The following is a 19026-nucleotide window of genomic DNA, read 5'->3' on the forward strand; positions in this document are numbered from 1 at the left end:
AAAAATGAAAAAAGTAGTTACATTCGGTGAGATCATGCTCAGATTATCCCCTCCTGGATTTTTAAGGTTTTCGCAGGCCAATAGTTTTGATGTGGTATACGGGGGCGGAGAGTCCAACGTTGCTGTATCCTTGGCGAATTACGGAGTGCCGGTCGATTTTGTAACCCGTTTGCCTAAAAATGATATTGGGGAATGCGCCCTTATGGAAATGAGGAAAAGAGGGGTGAACACCCAGAACATTGTTTTTGGAGGTGACCGTTTAGGGATTTATTTTTTAGAGACCGGTGCGGTGAGTCGTGGCAGTAAGGTGGTTTATGACCGTGCACATTCGGCCATTTGTGAGATCAAACCAGGAATGATCGATTGGAAAAAAGTGTTTGATGGTGCTGGTTGGTTTCATTGGACGGGTATCACGCCAGCAATATCACAAGGGGCGGCCGATGTTTGTCTTGAAGCTGTGCAAGTGGCCAGTGAAATGGGAATCACCATTTCAACCGATTTGAATTATAGGGCCAAATTATGGAACTATGGAGGCGATAGGGAGGCTATCATGACCGAACTTACTTCCTACTGTGATATTATTTTGGGCAATGAGGAAGATGCCGAAAAGCATTTTGGAATACATCCCGAAGGCTTGGATGTGCATAAAGACGGCCATGATGTTAAGGCAGAGGCTTTTCTTTCCGTCTGTGAACAAATGATGAAAAAATTCCCGAAAGCAAAAAAAGTAATCACTACTTTAAGAGGGTCTATATCGGCATCCCATAATACATGGGCCGGTGTCCTCTACGATGGTAAAAAAATGTATGAGACCCGTCAATATCAAATAACCGATATCGTTGACCGTGTTGGTGGTGGCGATTCCTTTATGGGTGGGTTGATCTATGGACTATTGCAGTATCCCGATGATGACCAAAATGCATTGGATTTTGCTGTAGCAGCTTCCTGTTTGAAGCATACCATAAAAGGGGATGCGAATTTGGTGACCGTGGATGAAGTGAAAAAATTAATGGGAGGTGATGCCTCAGGTAGGGTAGCACGTTAATAAAAAAATAAGCATTATGGCAAAATACTCAAGATTACATGTTGCAAAAGTGATGGAAGAAACAGGGATGATTCCCTTGTTTTACCATTCCGATATCGAATTGGGCAAAAAAGTACTTAAAGCCTGTTATGACGGGGGAGCCCGTTTAATGGAGTTTACAGCAAGGGGCGATTTCGCTTTTGAGGTATTTTCAGAATTGAATAAATATGCCCTTAAGGAATTACCAGGGATGATTATGGGGGTTGGTTCCATTACCGACGCTGGTGCGGCCAGTATGTTTATGCAAATGGGGGCCAATTTTATAGTAACCCCTTCCTTACGGGAAGATATTGCGTTGGTCTGCAATAGGAGAAAAGTACTTTGGTCTCCGGGCTGTGGGTCATTGACCGAAATAAACCGTGCTGAAGAGTTAGGTTGTGAAATCATTAAACTATTTCCAGGGTCTACCTATGGTCCAGGCTTTGTAAAAGCGATAAAAGGACCACAACCTTGGACAAGTATTATGCCTACGGGAGGTGTGAGCACTGAGGAAAGCAACCTTAAAGGTTGGTTCGGTGCCGGTGTAACCTGTGTGGGCATGGGTTCACAATTGATCAGCAAGGAAATTCTTGTGAATAAGGATTATGACCTTTTGAAAAAGAAGGTAGGGGAAGCTCTCGAAACGATTAAAAAGATCAGAAACAATTAGGATATGCAAATCTTTAGAAACCTTACCTTTTTATTTATAGTTCTTCTCATCCAAGGATGTGGCTCGGAAAATGCAACAAAGACTTTGCGATTAGGGCATGGTTTGGATGTTAGCCACTCCGTTCACAAAGCCATGGTGAAAATGGGTGAAGATCTCGCTCAACGTTCCGGCGGTAAATTGAAATTGGAGATTTATCCAAGTCAGCAGTTGGGAACCGAGCGTGAATGTTTGGAACTATTGCAAATCGGTAGCCTGGACATGACCAAGGTTTCTGTAGGTGTATTAGAGAATTTCGCCCCTAAAATGAAAGTTTTAGGGTTGCCCTTTTTGTTTAGGGACAGGAAACATTCCTTTGATGTCCTGGATGGTCCTATAGGACAATCCCTGTTGAACGAAGGTGAGAAATATTGGTTAAAAGGTCTGGGTTATTACGATGCGGGTAGCCGAAGTTTTTATACCATGAACAAACCTATTGAGACTCCGGATGATCTTAAGGGGCAAAAAATAAGGGTCATGGAAAGTGTTACAGCAGTGCGTATGGTACAGGAATTGGGAGGTTCGCCAACACCCATTTCATGGGGTGAACTCTATACATCCTTACAACAGGGTGTCGTTGATGGTGCGGAAAACAATCCACCTAGTTTTTATCTTTCGAGGCATTATGAAGTCTGTAAGTATTATTCACTTGATGAACACACGGTCTTACCCGATGTATTGCTCATGGGTACTTACCGATGGAACAAGCTGTCGAAGCAAGAACAACAATGGCTTACCGAATCTGTGAATGAATCGGTCAAATACCAAAGAAAACTTTGGGCAGAGGCGGAAGCCGAGGCCCTTAGGGAAGTTGAGAAAGCAGGGGTTACCATCATACACCCCGATAAAACACTTTTTGCAGAAAAGGTCTCCAGTATCTATGAAGATTATAAGAATGATAAGGACATCTACCCACTTATCCAGCAAATAAAAGAAACCAACTAATATGGCATTACGAAAACAGATTGATAAAATTCTTGGGAAAACCCTAGTGGCCATTATGGCCATTATGGTCATAAATGTACTCTGGCAGGTGTTTACAAGATACGTCACGGGCAATCCCAGCTCGTTTACCGATGAATTGGCCCGATACCTAATGATATGGGTCGGTATTCTGGGAGCGGCTTATGTAGCCGGAAAGAATTTGCATGTGGCCATTGACATCCTGCCCTCAAGGGCTACTGCCAAAACGCAGAAAAAGTTAAAATTCATAGTAACCATACTGATAATCCTTTTCGTGTTTTGTGCTTTTATAGTAGGAGGTTCCCGATTGGTTTATATCTCCTATATTTTGGGACAACAGTCCCCAGCACTGCAAATACCTTTGGCGGTAGTGTATGTAATTATTCCGATTAGTGGTCTTTTGATCATTTATTACAAAGTTTCGGATCTCTTAAACCTAAGGTCATGATGGAAAATATACCCGTTTTAGTATTAGTGATTAGTTTTATTTGTCTTTTGGCCATAGGTACGCCTGTTGCTTGGAGCATCGCTATCTCATCCTTATTGACCATGTTGGTAAGCATACCTGCAATACCGGCATTTACCACAGTATCACAACGAATGGCCACTGGGCTCGATAGTTTTGCACTGCTGGCCATACCTTTCTTTATACTTTCTGGGGAACTGATGAATAAGGGTGGTATTGCCCAACGGCTTATCGCCTTTGCAAAAACCCTGGTGGGTTCGCTACCTGGGGGACTTGCACTGATCAATGTTATCGCTGCCATGTTAATGGGTGCGATTGCCGGATCGGCTATGGCCTCAGCTTCGGCAATGGGTAGTATTCTTGGTCCGGAAATGGAGAAAGAAGGTTATTCCCGTGAGTTTGGTGCCGCCGTGAATATTACCTCGGCTACCACCGGGTTGATAATTCCACCAAGTAACGTTTTGATCGTGTATTCCTTGGCTAGTGGGGGCGCATCTATAGCAGCCTTGTTTTTGGCTGGTTATATTCCAGGGATTTTAACCGGATTGTTCTTAATGATCGTAGCTTCTTTTTGGGCCAAAAAGAAAAAATATAAAGTAGGAAAACGCAGTAGCTTAAAAGAGGTTTTTAAAACCTTTATCGATGCCATGCCTAGTCTACTTATGCTCGTGGTCGTTATCGGGGGTATTGTAACCGGTATCTTTACCGCGACGGAAGCATCGGCCATAGCCGTTTTGTATAGTCTTATCCTAGGGTATGTCTATAGGGAAATTACTTCTGCAAAATTACCCCAGATTTTATTGGACGCTGCTTCGACTACCGCCATAGTAATGCTGCTTATCGGCGCGTCGATGTGTATGTCATGGGCACTTTCCTATGAGAACATTCCACAGGAAATAAGTTCCGGTTTATTGGGATTGAGCGACAATAAGATCGTTATTCTTTTGATTATCAATTTGCTGCTCTTGTTTGTGGGTGTGTTTATGGATATGACTCCGGCTGTCCTGATTTTTACTCCGATATTTCTACCTGTCGTCACAAAATTGGGATTGGATCCCGTACATTTTGGAATCATAATGGTGTTGAATCTTTGTATTGGACTGTGTACACCTCCCGTTGGTTCTGTACTCTTTGTTGGTGTGGGTGTGGCGAAGACAACTATAGAAAAGGTGTTTAAACCGCTTTTACCTTTGTTCATCGCAATGATCGTGGCCTTGTTCTTGGTTACTTATTTCCCACAGTTGAGTTTGTGGCTACCGAGTTTATTCGACCTTTAATAGAAAATCATAAAAGACATTAAAATGCAACAATTAAATAGGGCTAATATTGGTTTAGCCGAAAGCCTTCCTATCAAAGTGGTTCAATTTGGTGAAGGTAATTTTTTAAGGGCCTTTATTGAATATGCCATTCAAAAGTTGAATAAGGAAGCGGATTTCGATGCAGGGATCGCTGTTGTACAACCTATTGATAAGGGCATGGTTTCCATGCTGAATGATCAGGACGGCCTATATACCCTTTTTACAAAAGGAATCAAGGAGGGCCAGGAAGTCGAGGAAAAGGAACTTATTACCAATATTGTAAAAGGGATAGATCCATATGCCGATTTTCAGGATTTTTTGGATTTGGCCAAAGAGGAGCAACTTCAATTTATCATATCGAACACTACGGAAGCAGGTATTGCATATGTGGCCACCGATACCCCGGATATGAGACCACCAAGTTCGTATCCTGCCAAACTTACGGTATTATTGCGTGAACGTTACCGGCATTTTGATGGGGCAGAAGATAAAGGGCTTACTATTATCCCTTGTGAACTGATCAATTATAATTCGGATACGTTAAAAAAAATCATACTTGATTATATTGGACTATGGAAGTTAGGCGAAGGTTTTGAAAACTGGGTTTTGAATGCCTGTACCTTCCACAATACTTTGGTAGACCGTATTGTACCAGGTTATCCTCGAGATCAAATAGAAGCCTATAACGCACAATTGGATTATGGGGATAAGCTCCTCGTGAGTGCGGAAACTTTCTTTTTGTGGGTGATAGAAGGAGATGATAGGCTGAAGGAAAAACTGCCTTTTCATAAAACGGGCCTCGATGTCAAAATCGTAAAGGACATGCAGCCCTTCAGGACCCGTAAGGTGCGTATATTGAATGGCGCACATACGGCAATGGTACCCATTTCTATCTTATATGGAAACCAGACCGTAAAGGAAAGTGTAGAGGAAAAATTCACCGGGCCATTCATCCAATCAGTGGTATTTGACGAAATTATTCCCACCTTGGATATGGACAAGGCGGAATTGGAGGCTTTCGCAAAAGCGGTATTCGATCGTTTTCGAAACCCGTTTATTAAGCATCAGTTGGCAAGTATTGCCTTAAATTCCATTTCAAAATTTAAGGTTAGGGTCTTGCCCAGTCTTTTGGAGTTTGTGAAAAGAAACAACAGCTTGCCCGTGCATATGGTTTTTGCCTTTGCCTGTCTGATCCGTTTTTATAAGGGGGATTTCAAGGGCAGGGAACTACCTGTCGATGATGATGCGGAAATCGTTGCTGAAATGGCTGGTATATGGAAGTCCGGAAATTACAATACCATAGCGGAAAAGGTATTGTCTAAAGTTGAATACTGGGGAGAAGACCTTACACAGATTAAGGATTTGAAGCAGCGTATCGCAAAAGCTTTACAACTTATTGAAGAAGATGGAATAAGTGATGGGTTTATTGCATTTAAGAACATTAAATAATCATTTATGCAAAAGTTGATCAAGGTTCAGAATGAAGATAATGTAGCTGTCGCTCTTGTTGATTTAAAGCAAGGGGAGAAATTGCATTTTGAGGGTGATGTGCTTGTTATTTTGGAAAATACCAAAGCCAAGCACAAAATATCCTTGGTCGAATTACAGCCTAATGATAACATTTACATGTATGGTGTGCTTGTAGGTAAGGCAGTTACCCATATAGATAAGGGAGGATTGTTGACGGTTGGGAATGTCAAACACCAAACCAATCCGGTAAAGGAAAAGACTACTAGCGTTTCGTGGACGGCACCATCCATTGAAAAATGGAAGGATAGGACTTTTATGGGCTATCATCGACCCGATGGGCAGGTGGGTACCGAGAATGTTTGGTTGTTCTTCCCATTGGTCTTTTGTGAAAACAGGAACATAGAGGTCTTAAAAGATATTTTCGAAAAAGAACTTTCGATAGGTAAGGTCAGTAAACAACAACAGTTGTTGCGAAACCTCATTAGCGGGAATACCACTGATGTCCATGTAGAAGATGGAGTACAACAACCCCTGAGCTTAGAGAACATCAAGGTTAAGTTCATTACCCATCAAGGAGGGTGTGGGGGAATCCGTCAAGATTCGGAGACTTTGGCCAAACTTTTGGCAGGTTATGTAAAAAACCCGAATGTTGCCGGGGCAACGGTATTGAGTTTAGGGTGTCAAAACCTGCAGGTCGATATCTTCAAAAAAGCATTGTCGAATATTGATCCTAATTTGGAGAAACCCGTACTTATTTATGAGCAACAACAAATGGGTACTGTTGACCATATGATGAATACGATCATCAAGGAGTCTTTCGAGGCCATTAAGGAGGCTAATGGAATAAAACGGGGACCAGCTCCCCTTTCTAAATTGAAGATGGGATTGGAGTGTGGTGGTTCTGATGGTTTCTCGGGCATATCTGCCAATCCGGCATTGGGTTATGCCTCCGATATTTTAGCGGCCTTGGGCGGTTCACCGATACTTTCCGAGTTTCCGGAATTATGTGGGGTTGAACAAGAATTGGTAAACAGATGTGTGAATGATGCCGATGGCATTCGATTTATGCAATTGATGCATGACTATGAAAAATCAGTTGTGGATGCAGGTTCTGGTTTTGACATGAATCCGTCTCCAGGAAATATAAAGGATGGTCTTATTACCGACGCGATGAAATCTGCAGGGGCGGCCAAAAAAGGGGGTACTTCACCAATTGAAGCTGTATTGGACTACGCAGAGTACGTTACCAAACCAGGTCTTAATTTATTGTGTACCCCGGGCAATGATGTGGAAAGCACCACGGGTTTAGTGGGCTCAGGAGCCAACATTGTACTATTTACAACAGGTTTGGGTACGCCTACGGGCAATCCGATAGCTCCAGTGTTGAAAGTTTCAAGCAATACGGTATTGGCAGAACGAATGTCTGATATCATTGATATTGATACGGGGTCAGTAATACGTGGCGAAAAGTCTATCCCTGAAATGGGAGAGGAAATATTGGAGTATGTCATCAAAGTGGCAAGTGGGGAGGTGATGTCCAAAGCCGACCAATTGGGGCAAGATGATTTTATCCCTTGGAAACGAGGGGTTTCCTTATGAGGGGGTATAATCGAGTCTAGAGGAGGATTTGCGTATTTTTAGGCTAGGGGAGAGCACCATACGTCTTTCGATTTTCAGGTTGTCTGCATTCATCTGCTCCAAGAAAACCTTGGCGGCCGTTTTTCCCATTAATAAAGGGGATTGATCTACGGTACTTATCGTTAACTCCATAAATTGGGTAAATGGTTCATTACTGAACCCTACCACGCAGAAATCTTGTGGAATCTGAACACCGATACCCTTCAAATATTGTATAGCCCCCAGGGCCCCAAGGTCACTTGCCGAGAATATAGCGTCAGGCGGAATGTCCAGTTCCATTAATTTTTTGGCGGCATCTTTTCCCGATTCAATCTTACTCTCTAAGGAAAGTACATAATCCTCATTAAAAACAACGCTATTATTAAGTAGGGCTTGCTTGTACCCCTCGTATCTTTTCCTATAGATTTCCACAGAGCGATCTACCGTAAAATGGGCGATTTTGGTACAACCTTGTTCAATCAAATGCTGTGTGGCCTCATAAGCGCCACGAAAATCGTCAAGGGTAACGGAACTAGCCCCTTTGACGTCTATTTTACGGTCAAAGAAAATCAAAGGAATGTTCTTTTTTAAAATCTGTTCAAAATGTTCGGTATTTTTCGTGTGTCTTGCAATCGACATGATAATGCCGTCTACTTGGGCGTTTAGCAGATTTTGTATAATATCCGCTTCCTTTTTCTCATCATCATGGGTCTGGCAGATAATAACATTGTATCCCATGGGATTCAGTTCTTCCTCTATACCCCGAATAACGTTTGAGAATAGGTTTCTATTGATAATGGGAAGTACAACGCCTACGTTCTTGCTTTTGCCACTTTTTAGGGCTAAGGCCAAACTATTTTGTTTGTAATTTAATTTTTTGGCGGTCTTTTGTACCAGTTTTTTGGTGTCTTCACTTATTCTGGGGTTGTTGTTGAGGGCCCTAGATACTGTTGCAGCAGTGATGTTAAGCACTTTCGCGATATCATATATCGTAGTTTTTTTACTCATTTAAGGTTTGTTGTCAAATAACAGAAATTCCTATGTGTAAAGTGTATGTGTGTTATCGATTACACTTGCCAGTTCCAATGAATAAAGATAAATTATTTATTTATGAAAAACATATTTTGTTGTTTTTCAATTATGGGGTTGTTTAATGCCAAAAATAGAAACCTTATTGTGTTAAATAATAAAGGCCACGAGGTTTGGATACGTAAAACATGGAGGAAATTTGAATAATGATTTAGGATAATAATTACACAAGAGGTAATGATAATAGTTGTTTATACACTATTACGTATCAATATAAAATGGTTATAAAAGTTTATACCAATCCTGTAAATCCTAAAAAGGCCAAGGATAATAGTCCGGCCACCAATAAATTGATAGGAACCCCTTTCATGCCTTCAGGTATATTGGCGAGTTCTAGATATTCGCGAATACTGGCAAAGACGATCAAAGCCAAACCAAAGCCAAGGGAATTGGAAAAGGCAAAGAAAACGGCCTTTAAGAGGCTACTGTTTTCGAGGCCCAAAGCCAGAATGGCAACACCAAGGACTGCACAGTTCGTGGTGATCAGTGGAAGAAAAACCCCCAAAGCCTGGTATAGAGGTGGACTTACTTTTTTAAGGATGATCTCTACCATTTGCACTAAAGCGGCAATTACCAGGATAAAGGTTATGGTCCGTAGATAATCCAATCCTGCAGGAAGCAGAATATAGTTGTGCAACAGATAGGTTGCGGTAGTGGCAATGGTCATTACGAACATTACGGCACCTGCCATACCTACCGATGTCGATATTTTGTTGGAAACGCCTAAAAAGGGACATATGCCCAAAAATTGCGATAGTACAATATTATTGACGAATACAGCGGCTATGAGTATTACGATATAGTCCATTCTAAGCTGTTTTAGCGGTTAGTTTATTAAACAAGATTGATAGATAGGCCAGGGCTATAAACGCTCCTGGAGGTAGAATGAAAAGGATGAACGTATTGGCATCCTCTGACACGAATTTATAATCGAAAATACTTCCATTACCCAGAATTTCACGGGTTATACCCAGAACGGTAAGCGCAAGAACAAAACCCAGTCCCATGCCAAGAGCATCCAAAACCGAGGATTTTAAATCGTTTTTCGAGGCAAAGGCCTCGGCCCTCCCCAGAATGAGGCAGTTTACCACGATCAAGGGGATAAAGATGCCCAGTTGCTCGTAAAGAAAGGGGATATAAGCTTCCAAGACCATTTCAACGATGGTCACGAAAGAAGCGATTATGATGATAAAGGCAGGAATCCTGACCTTACTCGGTATTTGCGATTTGACTAGGGAAACTACCGTATTGGACATTAAGAGTACGAATAAGGTGGCAACGCCCATCCCGAATCCGTTAAAGGCCGATGAAGTAACCCCCAATGTAGGGCACATACCCAGAAGCATTACAAAGATGGGGTTCTCCTTGACGATACCTTTTAAGAAATTTTGCTTTTGATCAATGGTGTTGGCCATAATTTCTAGTTGTTCGATTTGGTTAAAGAATCCTTGATTTTCATGTATTCATCATAGGCACTTTGGGCAGCTTCCGTAAAGGCCCTTGAACTGATCGTAGCTCCGGTCAGGGCATCGACCCCACCACCATCTTTGGAGACTTTTAGGTTATAGTCGGATGGATTTTTTTCCCGAAATTGGCCCAGGAATTTTTCCTCTTTCATCTTGGTGCCCAATCCAGGGGTTTCTTTCTGCTCAAGTACGACGATATTTTGAATACTTCCGTCGGGTTTAAAACCGACCATGATTTTCACCAAGCCACTAAAGCCTTTTTCCGAGGCACCGATAACGGCGGCACCTACGAATTTTCCACTTTTAAAAGCGGGGTAAACTTCCACACTATCTTTTGCTACCGTGGTTTTTATCCGTACTACTTCGGATACGAGGTCGTTATCAAATTCCGGTAGTACAGCCTTAAGGGCATTGACTTTTTTGGCCAATTTGGCTTCGGCTTTAGGGGCCAAGGTTAGGTTATTGACAAAACCTAATGAGAATCCGGCCACTAGGGTGATCACGATAAGTGATAGGGCCATGTTCAAAAATGTTGATTCCTTCTTGCTCATAACTACATTATTTTGGCTTTGATCTTAGAACCGAACCTGCGTGGTTTAAAATAACTGTTGATTAGGGGTACAAAAGCATTCATAATCAATATGGCAAAAGAGATGCCTTCAGGATAGGCGCCGTATAATCGAATGATAACGGTTATTGCTCCAATACCTATGGCGAAAATCACCATGCCCTTTTTGGTCATGGGACTCGTAACCATATCCGTGGCCATAAAGAACGCCCCTAAAATGGCTCCTCCTGATAATAGATGTATTAATGGATTGGCGTAATGCTCGGGGTCTATAGACCAGAAAATACCGGTCATTATGGCCATGGTAAGCAAGATTGTCACAGGAATATGCCATGAGATGACTTTGCGAATCATAAGATATAAACCTCCAAGTAGAAGGGCAATGGCCGACATCTCACCAAGGGAACCTCCTGTGATACCTAAAAGCATATCAACGCTAGAGGGAAGCTTGGCACTTAACTCGGTCATGGTTCCTCCAAATTGTAGGCCTTCTTTTATAATGCCCAATGTTGTAGCACCGGAAACGGCATCTGCGATGGTGGTATTGTTTACTACCGCCATTGGCCAAAGCGTCATCTGTACGGGAAAGCAGATCAAAAGGAACACCCTACCGACCAAAGCTGGATTAAAAACGTTGAACCCAAGTCCACCGAAAGAGAGTTTCGCTATACCGATAGCGACCAAACTACCTACGATTATCATCCAAATGGGTAGACCGGCAGGTACGTTGAATGCCAACAGTAATCCAGTTAATAAGGCCGAACCATCCGTAATGGTCACCTCGGTTTTCATGAGGTATTTTTGAATGAGATATTCAAACAACAAACATGAAATAATGGCTATGGAGGTGGTTATTAATGCGTTAAAGCCAAATACGTATAACGATACCAAAAACGCGGGTACCAATGCGATGACCACATCGTACATTATTTTTTTGGAAGTTCTTTCAGAATGAACGTGTGGGGAGGCCGAAATAACAATTGGGGGGCTATCCATTATGTATTTAATTTTTAGAAGATGCTAAATTTTTAGTGATATTTTTTCCAAACCTTATATAGTCTAACAAAGGACGGTTCGATGGACATACATAACTGCAGGAACCACATTCGATACAGGTCATTATGTCCTCTTGGGCCGCTTTTTCATATAGGCCTTTCTCTGTAAGGTTCATTAAGAGGTGGGGTTCCAGTCCCATAGGGCAGACATTGACACATTCACCGCAACGTATACAATTTTTTACCTCTCCCCTGCAAGCTTCACCGTCATCGACGATCAAGATGCCCGAAGTACCTTTGGTAACGGGTACGTCGGTGTTTTTTATGGCTTTGCCCATCATGGGGCCACCGTTTATTATTTTCCGTGTCCCTTCTGGCATACCACCTACTTCCTCGATCAAATCCTTGATGGGGGTTCCTATCTTGACCCAAAAGTTAGAAGGGTTTTCCAATTTTTTACCGGTTACGGTAACGACTCTTTCAATCAGCGGTTTGTTATGCTGTATGGCTTGGTAAATGGCGAAAATCGTTCCAACGTTATTGACCACCACACCAACATCCATAGGTAATCCATTTTTGGGAACCTCTCGATCCAAAATGGCACTTATCAATTGCTTTTCACCACCTTGGGGATATTTCACCTGTAAGGCAGCTACTTGTATCTCTTTTTCGTCGGCGGTCAATCGTTTGAATAATTCAACGGCATCATGCTTGTTATCCTCTATGCCGATGACCGCTTTGTGCACGTGTAGTGCTTTCATTAGGATTTTTATACCCACAATGATTTCCTCCCCTTTCTCGAGCATCAATCTATGGTCTGCCGTCAAATAGGGCTCGCATTCGACACCATTGATGATAAGACAATCCATCTTTTTATCTTCCTTGATGTTCAGCTTTACATGGGAAGGGAAAGTAGCACCGCCCAAACCTACGATTCCCAAATCGGAAATGCGTTTTACGATTTCCGCAGGCTCAAGATCTATTTCTTTTTTAAGGGGGTATTCGGTTTCCTGAAAATTGGTTTCGTTCTTTACGTCTGTTCGTATAACGATACATTGTTTTTTATATCCGCTCGAATCGATGACCATATCCAATTTGGTAACCGTACCAGCAACGGGGGAATGTATGTTCGAAGAAACGAATCCTCCGGATTTGGCGATGACCTGGCCGATTTCTACCTTATCTTTTCGATCAACAATAATTTCAGCAGGTATTCCAATATGCTGGGCTATAGGCACGTAAACCACCTTGGGTGGAGCCAGTCGCTTAATGGTCTTTGTTGATGTAAGTTTATTTTCTGGGGGATGTATACCTCCTTTTGAGAATGTTTTAAGCATCTTTTACAAGGTTTACCGATTTAACTTCGCCTGAGGAGTCAGCTTCTACCTTTTTTTCCACTACCTTTTTTACTTTTGGTGGTGGGAAGTTTGTTTCAATAATGGAGTGTGTAGGACATACAGGGACACATTTTCTACATAATGTGCAATATTCAGGATCTATATAGGCCAAGTTGTTGACCATGGTTATGGCTTCTTTCGGACAAGCATCCACACATTTTGAACAACCGATACAAGCCACCGAGCAAGCTTTTTTGGCGATACCTCCTTTTTCCTCATTTAAACAACCCACATAGACCTTTAGGTCCCTCTTGTTTTTAGGGCGCATTTCGATGATATCTCGGGGGCATGCTTCGACACACATACCGCACGATGTACATTTATCGGTTATGACAATGGGCAGTCCGGTGGTTTCGTCCATGTACATGGCATCGAACTTACAGGCGGTAACGCAATCCCCATCGCCCAAACAACCGTATTGGCAATCGGTTTCACCACTATAGATCATGGCCGATATGGCACAGGATTTGGGTCCTTGGTATTCTGTGGTCTTTGGTCGAACATCACAAGATCCTTGGCAACGTACCACGGCAACCGTTGGGTCTTTTTCGGCGACTTCCTTGCCCAAGGTTTCGGCGACCAATTTCATAACCTCATTTCCCCCGACAGGACAAAACAAATCCGAAATATCTTCGGTGGCCACTAATTTTTCAGCGAATGATTTACATCCGGGAGAACCACAGCCGGCACAATTGGCCCCGGGCAATATATCTTCCACTTCAGCGATCAACGGGTCCTCATATACATAGAACTTTTTAGAGACCACAAACAGCACCAACGCTGTTACAGCTCCTAAGGAAACGAGTAAAAGGACACTATTTAATATGGATTCATTCATCGTTAGCTAAATTTTTACAACGGAAATTTTAAATGTTTTTTTAAAGACATTCCTTAAAACATAGAGCAACAGGTAATAAGGTACCAAGATCAAAAGGGATAGAATACCCGCCATCCATTCTTTTAAGAATAAGGAAGAGACCATTAATGTCAATACCATTAGTAGAAAAGGGAAAATATATGCCCAGAAAACGGCTTTTAGTCCCAGTCCTTTCTTTAAAATCACATTAACCTGTTCGTTTAAATCAAAAGATTCATCTGTACTGGAAATCTCCACTTCCTTGGAACCGGATTCGGAAATACCGCAAGTGCTTTTGGCACGGCACGATTCACAATGGACATTTTCATCTAAAGAAACAATCAGTGAACCATTGTCCTTTTTGGAAATAACACCAGAGTGTATGTATGCATCTTTGTCTGATAACCTTGATTCCATTTATAATGGGTGTTTGTCTCTTTTTTAGTGGCAATAAAGTTAAGTTGATTGGTTAGGTCAGAACATGACATATGTCAGGATTTGACGCATGGGTAGGTGGTTTATAGCTCTTTAGAATCATTCTAAAGAGTGTTTCTTTAAAAAATAAGGGGCGAAATGATGTATTTCGCCCCTTGTTAAAATGTAAATTATTGATAGTAATATGTTATTGATTAGTGGTTTTGTTTTTCTTCCATGACTCAAACTCTTTTTTAATGTTTTCATCAACAAGGGGATAGAGGCCTATGACCGCATGTCCATTTTTAACTTGTTGGATAACATAATCCTCATACAAGGTCATCTGGATACATTCATCCGCTACTTCATCGGCTATATGGGCAGGTATTACCATGACACCATCATCATCACCCACTAAAATATCACCGGGAAATACGGCAACATCGCCACAACCTATGGGTTCATTGATTGCAATGGCTTGGTGCAAGGTTAAATTGGTAGGAGCGGAAGGGCGGCTATGGTAAGAAGGGAATTCCAATTCGGCAATTTCAGCGGAATCACGGAATCCACCATCGGTAACGATTCCGGCGACACCCCTAACCATTAACCGTGTCGCTAAGATGGAACCTGCCGATGCTGCCCGGGCATCTTTTCTGCTGTCGATAACCAAAACCGCACCCTTTGGACATTCCTCCACGGCAACTCTTTGAAGGTGGTTAGGGTCTCGGAAGACTTCTATTGGGTTGAGATCTTCCCTTGCGGGAATGTACCTTAATGTATAAGCCTCACCAACCATGGTCGGTTTGTTCGGCTTTAAGGGTTTTACATCTTGAATGAATTGATTCTTCAAGCCTCTTTTAAAAAGACAAGTGGCTATGGTCGCCGTACTTAATTTTCGTAACTTCTCCTTGGTGGTATGTAAGGTTGTACCCATAGTATCGATGTTTCGAAAGTTGTTTTATTTCGCTTTTTGCCATGCCTCCTTTAGGAAGGTCAAGTCTTTTTTCATCTGTTTGAAAACCTCCTTTTGAGGAATGGATATTTTCGAAGCTCCCTTTTCGGCACCACCAAGGTCATATTCTAAATGAAGGGAAATCGGAACATTGATTTTATATTTTTTAAGTAACGAAAAGTACAGGTCAAAATTGACCATTCCCTCTCCTAGGGGGGTGTTTATCGGTTTCCATTTTCCGTTCTCATTACCCCATTTAAAATCCTTGATCACGATTGTTTTTATATAAGGACGTATGCGCCTTAAACCTAACTCCCAACAGGATCCTCCTTCGACCACCGCATGTCTAATGTCGTATTGACAGCCCATATATTCATTTTGGGTATGGGAAAGGATTGGCGGTAAATCCCATATTGGGGCACCGACATGGTTGCCAGCATGGTTTTGATAGCATCCTATGAGTCCATACTTTTTGTTAAGGGTTTCCAATTCCTTGAATTGTTGCGCATAAATGGCCTGACTCTCCGCAATGGTACGGTCTTCAGGATAGGAGAGCCACCCTGTGCGGTAATGGGTCAAACCCAAGGAACCGGCTGTTTTCAAAACGGATAAGGTCTCTTTTTTTTCGGCATCGAGAATATTGGTTGTCATCATTAAAGGAAGCAAATCGTTTTTTTGCATGGCCTCTACAGCTTTTGGCAATTCATCGACGACTTTTTCAGGGGATACATGGCCTTTGGGTCTCACCGTTAAGTCAAGTCCATTAAAACCCATTTCAGCAGTAGCTTCCGACATGGCATTATAGTCCAGGAATTGAAGATGCTTCGAAAACAAGAACACTTTGGGCAGCTCTGGCGTGTTTCCTTTAAATAGATTCCCAGCAACACCCGATAAAGGAAGGATCATGGCGGAACCGGCAAGGGTTGATTGTTTTAGGAAGTGTCTTCTAGTGTGTTTCATTCGTTCCGGTTTTTAGGTTGTTCTTTATTTATGCAATCGGAAATACAAACTGGGTATATTTTTTAAGGATTACCTACCTAAAAGTATGACTTCATATTTCCCTTTGAGCTCCTAAATCTTCAAAGTTCCTTTTTACCAACCTATAATCGATAATGGATAAAACAGGTGGCAATGAAGGATGTTTCTAAAGTTTCTTTTTGCCGTTTACCCATTAAGTAGCTTATAGGATTATCAGTTTAGGAATTTAATGTTAAAAATTTGTTAGCTCCACAAATATACATATATTTGGTAAACCAAATTGGTAAACCAATTTAATCTATCGCAATGTACTTCAATCTCTTTAAACAAGTTTTTCTCTTACTTATTTTAGTCTCAACAATTTCGTGCTCGGAAAAAGCAGCAACCGATGTTTTGGTTCATAATCTTGCAGAATTTGATAAAGCTGTTCTAGAAGCGGAACCTGGTACTGAAATCGTGTTAGCCAATGGAGTCTGGAAAGATGTTCAAATTAAATTTATAGGAGAAGGGACTAAAGACAAACCAATAACTATTAAGGCAGAAACACCTGGGAAAGTATTTATTGAAGGTGTTTCCAATTTAGAGATTGCTGGAAATTATTTAGTCGTTAAAGGCTTGTTTTTTAGAAATGGTTATACACCAACCGGTGATGTAATTGCTTTTAGAACAAGCGAAGAAAAAGTAGCCAACTACTCTAGGGTTACTAATTGTGTAATTCTGGATTACAATCAGCTACAACGTGATAAAGATGATCTCTGGGTTCAGTTTTATGGTACACACAATACATTAGACCATTGTTATATTGCAGGTAAAACCAATGGTGGCCCAACGGTTAGAGTAGATTTAAAAGGAAATCAAAGCATAAGAAACTATCATCAAATTGTAAATAATCATTTTGGTCCAAGACCTAGAAAAGGTGGTGCCAGAGGAGAAACCATTCAATTAGGTAGTAGCTTTACATCAATGTCGCCAAGTAATACAACTATTGCCAATAATTTATTTGAAGAATGTAACGGAGAGGTTGAGATTATTTCTAGCAAAACAAATTTTAATGAAATTAGAAATAATGTTTTCTACAAAAGTGAAGGTTCTGTTGTAACACGTCATGGTAATTATGCTATTATAGATGGTAATTATTTTATTGGTGATGGTGTAAATAAAAACTTTGGAGGAATAAGACTTGTAAATACAGGGCATTGGGTTATCAATAATTATTTCTATAATATCATTGGTGAAAACTTCAGAAGTCCATTAGCGGTTATGAATGGAATTCCAAAATCGCCATTAAATAGATATAATCAAGTTACAGATGTTGTGGTTGCATATAATACGTACGTTGACTGTAAATCACCATGGCAATTTGGAGTTGGAACGAATATTGCACAGGCAGATGTGCTTCCTAAATCGGAAATACGTTCTGCTAGGGCACTTAGAACAGAGGTTGCCAATAATATTATCTACAATAAGATAGGGGATAAAAATGTAATTATTGAGCATGATAAGGCTGATGGCGTGAAATTTAAAAATAACATTATCAATAACCAAGGTGTTGATTTTGGTGATACTATAAGAATTAAGGCAACTGAATTTGAATTGACGAAAGTTGGTGAGCATATTTATTTACCTAAATTAACAAGCGAATTTGATATTTATCAAGGTTTTGGATTTGAGAAAATAACAAAAGATCTTTTTGAAAATTCCAGAGAAAATAAGAACTCCATTGGAGCAACAGTTCAAGGTGAGTATAAAGACCCAAATATTTTGGATAAAACTAAATACGGGGCTGATTGGTATTCTAATATTGTTGAAGTTAAAGAACCTAGTATTATTGAGGTTACCACGACTAAGGGAGAATTAGAAGCTAAAATAGCTGCGGCCAAAGCTGGAGATGTTATCTCCTTGATTCCAGGAAAATACAATGTGTCAAAATCAATAAAAATCAATAAAACCATTACAATCCAATCAAAAGAAAATGGGAAAGCTGAAATCGTTTTTACGGGAACAGAAAATACTCCTGTATTTGAATTAAATCCTTATGGGATCTTACACCTTAAGAATGTGTCGCTTACAGGGAACGGTAAACAACAAGCTTTTTCCAACCTAAAAGAGAATATGTCAAATCACTTCGGATTAACAGTTTCAGGATGTGATATCAACAATTTTAATTATGTTTTAAAAGCATACAAGCAGACATTTGCTGAAGAAATTACCTTTAAAAACACAACTATCTCTGATTGTGAAAACGGTATAGAATTATCAGAAGAGATAAATGACAAAGGAGATTATAATGTCGAGTATTTAACTATCGATAACTGTACGTTCAGAAACGTAAATCAAAATGTGATCGATTATTATAGGGGAGGTTATGATGAATCTACAATTGGAGGGAATTTGTTAGTCACTAATAGCACTTTTACAAATTGTGGAAGCAAAGAAAAGAATGGGATTTTATTAAACCATAGGGGGATTGTGAATGTTAATATCAATAAAAATACATTTACTGATAACAGCGTGGAATTGGTTGCTTTATTATGGGGGGCAAAGAACAATGTAGCTTCTGATAATAAATTTTCAAATTCAGGAGAGATTAAAGTTGAAGCGAATTTAAAGATGAAATTAATGTACTAATCCATAATTTAAACCAATACATAAAAAGTTCATTGGTCTTCATATTGTTTTTGTGAAACAGTTTGCAGGCTATAAGAAATAGTTTGTAAATGACTATTGA

18 protein-coding genes are annotated in these 19026 nt (G+C 40.8%); 8 read left to right on the forward strand and 10 right to left on the reverse strand.

Annotated elements, in window-relative coordinates; translation table 11 throughout:
* Positions 1-4: 4 nt before the first annotated feature.
* The 7 genes from HPE56_RS05505 to HPE56_RS05535 are packed head-to-tail and all read left to right on the forward strand — an operon-like array spanning position 5 to position 7565.
* Positions 5-1045 carry a sugar kinase gene (locus tag HPE56_RS05505; RefSeq protein WP_188242770.1) on the forward strand — a complete coding sequence of 347 codons (1041 nt, stop codon included), beginning with the start codon at positions 5-7 and terminating at the stop codon, positions 1043-1045.
* Between the two features lie 16 nt (positions 1046-1061).
* Complete coding sequence (locus tag HPE56_RS05510; RefSeq protein ID WP_188242771.1) at positions 1062-1733, forward strand: bifunctional 4-hydroxy-2-oxoglutarate aldolase/2-dehydro-3-deoxy-phosphogluconate aldolase; 672 nt, start codon at positions 1062-1064, stop codon at positions 1731-1733.
* Positions 1734-1736: 3 nt separating this feature from the next.
* Positions 1737-2714, forward strand: a complete 978-nt coding sequence (locus HPE56_RS05515; protein ID WP_188242772.1) for a TRAP transporter substrate-binding protein — start codon at positions 1737-1739, stop codon at positions 2712-2714.
* Between the two features lies 1 nt (position 2715).
* Positions 2716-3180, forward strand: a complete 465-nt coding sequence (locus HPE56_RS05520) for a TRAP transporter small permease (RefSeq protein ID WP_188242773.1) — start codon at positions 2716-2718, stop codon at positions 3178-3180.
* On the forward strand, positions 3180-4475 hold the full coding sequence (locus HPE56_RS05525; RefSeq protein ID WP_188242900.1) for a TRAP transporter large permease: 1296 nt from the start codon (positions 3180-3182) through the stop codon (positions 4473-4475). Before HPE56_RS05520 ends, HPE56_RS05525 begins: the two co-directional genes overlap by 1 nt.
* Before the next feature lie 24 nt (positions 4476-4499).
* The gene (locus HPE56_RS05530) at positions 4500-5945 is read left to right on the forward strand and encodes a tagaturonate reductase (protein ID WP_188242774.1); all 1446 of its coding nucleotides are present in this window, start codon (positions 4500-4502) and stop codon (positions 5943-5945) included.
* A 6-nt stretch (positions 5946-5951) separates the two neighbouring features.
* Positions 5952-7565: a UxaA family hydrolase gene (locus tag HPE56_RS05535; RefSeq protein ID WP_188242775.1), complete on the forward strand. Its 1614-nt coding sequence runs from the start codon at positions 5952-5954 to the stop codon at positions 7563-7565.
* Here HPE56_RS05535 and HPE56_RS05540 read toward each other — a convergent pair.
* From HPE56_RS05540 to HPE56_RS05585, 10 genes are all read right to left on the reverse strand, one after another.
* A complete protein-coding gene (locus HPE56_RS05540) occupies positions 7560-8591 on the reverse strand; it encodes a LacI family DNA-binding transcriptional regulator (RefSeq protein ID WP_188242776.1) in 1032 nt (343 codons plus the stop codon). The genes HPE56_RS05535 and HPE56_RS05540 overlap by 6 nt on opposite strands.
* Before the next feature lie 313 nt (positions 8592-8904).
* Positions 8905-9480, reverse strand: a complete 576-nt coding sequence (locus HPE56_RS05545; protein ID WP_109648965.1) for an electron transport complex protein RnfA — start codon at positions 9478-9480, stop codon at positions 8905-8907.
* 1 nt (position 9481) lies between these two features.
* On the reverse strand, positions 9482-10087 hold the full coding sequence (locus HPE56_RS05550) for an RnfABCDGE type electron transport complex subunit E (RefSeq protein ID WP_188242777.1): 606 nt from the start codon (positions 10085-10087) through the stop codon (positions 9482-9484).
* A 5-nt stretch (positions 10088-10092) separates the two neighbouring features.
* Positions 10093-10689, reverse strand: coding sequence for an RnfABCDGE type electron transport complex subunit G (locus HPE56_RS05555; protein WP_188242778.1), 597 nt, complete (start codon positions 10687-10689; stop codon positions 10093-10095).
* Between the two features lie 2 nt (positions 10690-10691).
* Positions 10692-11702, reverse strand: a complete 1011-nt coding sequence (locus tag HPE56_RS05560; protein WP_188242779.1) for an RnfABCDGE type electron transport complex subunit D — start codon at positions 11700-11702, stop codon at positions 10692-10694.
* A 7-nt stretch (positions 11703-11709) separates the two neighbouring features.
* Positions 11710-13038, reverse strand: a complete 1329-nt coding sequence (rsxC, locus tag HPE56_RS05565) for an electron transport complex subunit RsxC (protein WP_188242780.1) — start codon at positions 13036-13038, stop codon at positions 11710-11712.
* Positions 13031-13936 (reverse strand): Fe-S cluster domain-containing protein, encoded by a 906-nt coding sequence (locus HPE56_RS05570; protein ID WP_188242781.1) that lies wholly within the window; start codon positions 13934-13936, stop codon positions 13031-13033. The genes rsxC and HPE56_RS05570 overlap by 8 nt, the downstream gene beginning before the upstream one ends.
* A 6-nt stretch (positions 13937-13942) precedes the next feature.
* Positions 13943-14371 (reverse strand): SoxR reducing system RseC family protein, encoded by a 429-nt coding sequence (locus HPE56_RS05575; RefSeq protein ID WP_188242782.1) that lies wholly within the window; start codon positions 14369-14371, stop codon positions 13943-13945.
* Between the two features lie 205 nt (positions 14372-14576).
* On the reverse strand, positions 14577-15302 hold the full coding sequence (locus HPE56_RS05580) for a ribonuclease activity regulator RraA (protein WP_188242783.1): 726 nt from the start codon (positions 15300-15302) through the stop codon (positions 14577-14579).
* A gap of 24 nt (positions 15303-15326) precedes the next feature.
* Positions 15327-16280 carry a sugar phosphate isomerase/epimerase family protein gene (locus HPE56_RS05585; RefSeq protein ID WP_188242784.1) on the reverse strand — a complete coding sequence of 318 codons (954 nt, stop codon included), beginning with the start codon at positions 16278-16280 and terminating at the stop codon, positions 15327-15329.
* A gap of 324 nt (positions 16281-16604) precedes the next feature.
* Here HPE56_RS05585 and HPE56_RS05590 point away from each other — a divergent pair, with 324 nt between their 5' ends.
* Complete coding sequence (locus HPE56_RS05590; protein ID WP_188242785.1) at positions 16605-18926, forward strand: chondroitinase-B domain-containing protein; 2322 nt, start codon at positions 16605-16607, stop codon at positions 18924-18926.
* The last annotated feature ends 100 nt before the right edge of the window (positions 18927-19026 follow it).

Source organism: Maribacter aquimaris, assembly GCF_014596745.1.
Lineage (GTDB): Bacteria > Bacteroidota > Bacteroidia > Flavobacteriales > Flavobacteriaceae > Maribacter_A > Maribacter_A aquimaris.

Excerpts from the sequence above, each read along its gene's own strand:
- HPE56_RS05505 (WP_188242770.1), top strand. The coding sequence starts at position 5 with ATGAAAAAAGTAGTTACATTCGGTGAGATCATGCTCAGATTATCCCCT.
- HPE56_RS05510 (WP_188242771.1), top strand. The coding sequence starts at position 1,062 with ATGGCAAAATACTCAAGATTACATGTTGCAAAAGTGATGGAAGAAACA.
- HPE56_RS05515 (WP_188242772.1), top strand. The coding sequence starts at position 1,737 with ATGCAAATCTTTAGAAACCTTACCTTTTTATTTATAGTTCTTCTCATC.
- HPE56_RS05520 (WP_188242773.1), top strand. The coding sequence starts at position 2,716 with ATGGCATTACGAAAACAGATTGATAAAATTCTTGGGAAAACCCTAGTG.
- HPE56_RS05525 (WP_188242900.1), top strand. The coding sequence starts at position 3,180 with ATGGAAAATATACCCGTTTTAGTATTAGTGATTAGTTTTATTTGTCTT.
- HPE56_RS05530 (WP_188242774.1), top strand. The coding sequence starts at position 4,500 with ATGCAACAATTAAATAGGGCTAATATTGGTTTAGCCGAAAGCCTTCCT.
- HPE56_RS05535 (WP_188242775.1), top strand. The coding sequence starts at position 5,952 with ATGCAAAAGTTGATCAAGGTTCAGAATGAAGATAATGTAGCTGTCGCT.
- HPE56_RS05540 (WP_188242776.1), bottom strand. The coding sequence starts at position 8,591 with ATGAGTAAAAAAACTACGATATATGATATCGCGAAAGTGCTTAACATC.
- HPE56_RS05545 (WP_109648965.1), bottom strand. The coding sequence starts at position 9,480 with ATGGACTATATCGTAATACTCATAGCCGCTGTATTCGTCAATAATATT.
- HPE56_RS05550 (WP_188242777.1), bottom strand. The coding sequence starts at position 10,087 with ATGGCCAACACCATTGATCAAAAGCAAAATTTCTTAAAAGGTATCGTC.
- HPE56_RS05555 (WP_188242778.1), bottom strand. The coding sequence starts at position 10,689 with ATGAGCAAGAAGGAATCAACATTTTTGAACATGGCCCTATCACTTATC.
- HPE56_RS05560 (WP_188242779.1), bottom strand. The coding sequence starts at position 11,702 with ATGGATAGCCCCCCAATTGTTATTTCGGCCTCCCCACACGTTCATTCT.
- rsxC (WP_188242780.1), bottom strand. The coding sequence starts at position 13,038 with ATGCTTAAAACATTCTCAAAAGGAGGTATACATCCCCCAGAAAATAAA.
- HPE56_RS05570 (WP_188242781.1), bottom strand. The coding sequence starts at position 13,936 with ATGAATGAATCCATATTAAATAGTGTCCTTTTACTCGTTTCCTTAGGA.
- HPE56_RS05575 (WP_188242782.1), bottom strand. The coding sequence starts at position 14,371 with ATGGAATCAAGGTTATCAGACAAAGATGCATACATACACTCTGGTGTT.
- HPE56_RS05580 (WP_188242783.1), bottom strand. The coding sequence starts at position 15,302 with ATGGGTACAACCTTACATACCACCAAGGAGAAGTTACGAAAATTAAGT.
- HPE56_RS05585 (WP_188242784.1), bottom strand. The coding sequence starts at position 16,280 with ATGAAACACACTAGAAGACACTTCCTAAAACAATCAACCCTTGCCGGT.
- HPE56_RS05590 (WP_188242785.1), top strand. The coding sequence starts at position 16,605 with ATGTACTTCAATCTCTTTAAACAAGTTTTTCTCTTACTTATTTTAGTC.